This window comes from Isoptericola sp. NPDC057191, from assembly GCF_042670225.1.
Taxonomy (GTDB): domain Bacteria; phylum Actinomycetota; class Actinomycetes; order Actinomycetales; family Cellulomonadaceae; genus Isoptericola.
Genome location: NZ_JBHUWC010000305.1, coordinates 1 through 1,929 on the forward strand (window position 1 = coordinate 1; position 1,929 = coordinate 1,929).

Sequence of the window (1,929 nt, forward strand, 5' to 3'; positions counted from 1 at the left end):
CTTTTCGTACCCACAGGGTCGGCCGACCCGCGGCTGGAGGTCAGGAGCTGTCGCCGGACTCGCGCTGGCGGCGGCGCTTCTCCTGCTCGAGGCGCCACAGGAACTCCGGGTCGTCGTCCGGCGCCACGGGGCCCGAGGGGCGGCGCGGACCGGCGGGGCCAGGGCGGCCCGGTCGCGAGGACGGGCCGCGGCCGCCGGACGCCCGGCGGCTCGCCTGCTTGACGATGATCCACGCGACGGCCCCGAAGATGGGCAGCAGCACGATGATCACCGCCCACAGCCACCGGGGGAGGCCGCCGCGTTCCTCCTCCTCGGACCCGGCGAGGTCGAGCAGGGCGTAGAGGGCGAGCCCTACCACGAGGAGCGGCAGGATCACACGCGCGAACATGCCCCCAGCCTAGTTCCGCGTCAAGGGGCTCAGGAATCGCGCCTACCCTGGACGGGTGCCTCTCGTCATGTACACCGTCTGGCGGATCCTGCTGTTCGTCGCCGCCCTCGGCGGCGGCTACCTGCTCGGTCTGCGCAGCTGGCTCCTCGTCCTCGTCGCCGCCGTCGTGGCCTTCGCCGTGTCGTACCTGGCGCTCGGCGGCCCGCGCGACTCGGCCGCTCGCTGGCTGGCCGAGAAGGAGCAGCGCCGCAAGGACGGCTCCGCGAAGCACGACGTGGACACCGACTACGAGGACGCCGTCATGGACCGGGAGTCGGCCGAGGGGACGGGCACCGCTGCCGACGGCAGCGGCGCGGACGGCCGTGGTGCGGACGGCTCAGAGCGCCAGGCCTAGCCCCAGCAGCACGCCGTACGCCAGCTCGAACATGCCCGTGCCGGCGAGCACGCGGATCAGCGCCGGGCCGCGCGCCCCGGCCATGACCGGGACCACGAGCAGCGCCGCAGGCAGCAGCAGCACCGTGACGAGCATCGCCCACGGCGACCATGCCGCGCAGACCATCCCGAGCACCACCGGCAGCACGACGCACGCGGCGTACCAGCGGCGCGCCCGGTGGTCGCCCAGCCGCACCGCGAGGGTGCGCTTGCCCGCGACGGCGTCGGTCGGGATGTCGCGCACGTTGTTCACCATGAGCAGCCCGCAGGCGATCATCCCGACGCCGACGGCGCCGAGCACCGCCGGCCAGGTGAGCGTGTCGGCCTGCGTGTACGTGGTGCCGAGCGTGGCCACGAGCCCGAAGAACACGAAGACGCCCACCTCGCCCAGCCCCGCGTACCCGTACGGGTGCTTGCCGCCGGTGTAGTACCACGCGGCGAGCACGCACAGCACGCCCACGGCGAGCAGCCACCAGTGCCCGGTGACCGCGCACAGCGCGAGCCCCAGCACGCCGGCGACGCCGAACGACGCGAACGCGGCGCCCTTGACCCGGCCGGGCGGAACGGTGCCGGACGCGGTGAGGCGCAGCGGCCCCACCCGGTCCAGGTCCGTGCCGCGCACGCCGTCCGAGTAGTCGTTGGCGTAGTTGACGCCGACCTGCAGGGCGAGCGCGACGCCGAGGGCGAGCACGGCGGGCAGCCAGGCGAACGCATCGATGTCGGCCGCCGCGCCTGACCCGATCAGCACGGGTGCGGCTGCCGCCGGCAGCGTGCGGGGGCGTGCGCCGGCGATCCACTCGCTCGAGGTGGCCATCGTTCTCCGTCCGTCGGTGCGGCGCCAGGGCGTCGCGGTTCGCGAGCGGGTCAGGCGTGCGCCTCGTGCTCGCGGACGAGGGCGACGACGCCGCTGCGGTCCACCTTGCCGGGACCGCGCAGCGGGAGCGCGGCCGCGCGGTACACGCGGCGGGGCGCGGACGGCGCCCCCAGCCTAGTCGTCACGGCGGCCCGCACCCGCGCCAGCTCGGCGGGCGTGGCAGGGCGCAGCCGGCCCACCGCCCCGGCATCGTCCGTGCTGACTTGATCCTCATGGAGCCGGTTTGAGGACGAAG

Annotated in this window: 3 protein-coding genes and 1 pseudogene; 1 reads left to right on the forward strand and 3 read right to left on the reverse strand. The window is 74.9% G+C overall.

The genetic code is table 11. The annotated features are described in order from the left end of the window. Nucleotides 1-40 precede the first annotated feature (40 nt). Nucleotides 41-388, reverse strand: a complete 348-nt coding sequence (locus ACFT55_RS20060) for a PLD nuclease N-terminal domain-containing protein (RefSeq protein ID WP_380245619.1) — start codon at nucleotides 386-388, stop codon at nucleotides 41-43. A gap of 55 nt (nucleotides 389-443) precedes the next feature. On the opposite strand from ACFT55_RS20060, the gene ACFT55_RS20065 reads away from it, so the two are divergent. Then, nucleotides 444-782, forward strand: coding sequence for a DUF4229 domain-containing protein (locus ACFT55_RS20065; RefSeq protein WP_380245620.1), 339 nt, complete (start codon nucleotides 444-446; stop codon nucleotides 780-782). Here the strand turns inward: ACFT55_RS20065 and ACFT55_RS20070 are convergent. Both ACFT55_RS20070 and ACFT55_RS20075 read right to left on the reverse strand, forming a co-directional pair. Then, entirely contained in the window at nucleotides 765-1,634 is an 870-nt protein-coding gene (locus ACFT55_RS20070) for a 1,4-dihydroxy-2-naphthoate polyprenyltransferase (protein WP_380245621.1), read from the reverse strand. The genes ACFT55_RS20065 and ACFT55_RS20070 overlap by 18 nt on opposite strands. A gap of 50 nt (nucleotides 1,635-1,684) precedes the next feature. After that, a pseudogene (locus ACFT55_RS20075) lies at nucleotides 1,685-1,929 on the reverse strand (hypothetical protein); the annotation flags it as partial.

Coding starts and splice junctions, on each gene's coding strand:
- ACFT55_RS20060 (WP_380245619.1), bottom strand. CDS start 388: ATGTTCGCGCGTGTGATCCTGCCGCTCCTCGTGGTAGGGCTCGCCCTC.
- ACFT55_RS20070 (WP_380245621.1), bottom strand. CDS start 1,634: ATGGCCACCTCGAGCGAGTGGATCGCCGGCGCACGCCCCCGCACGCTG.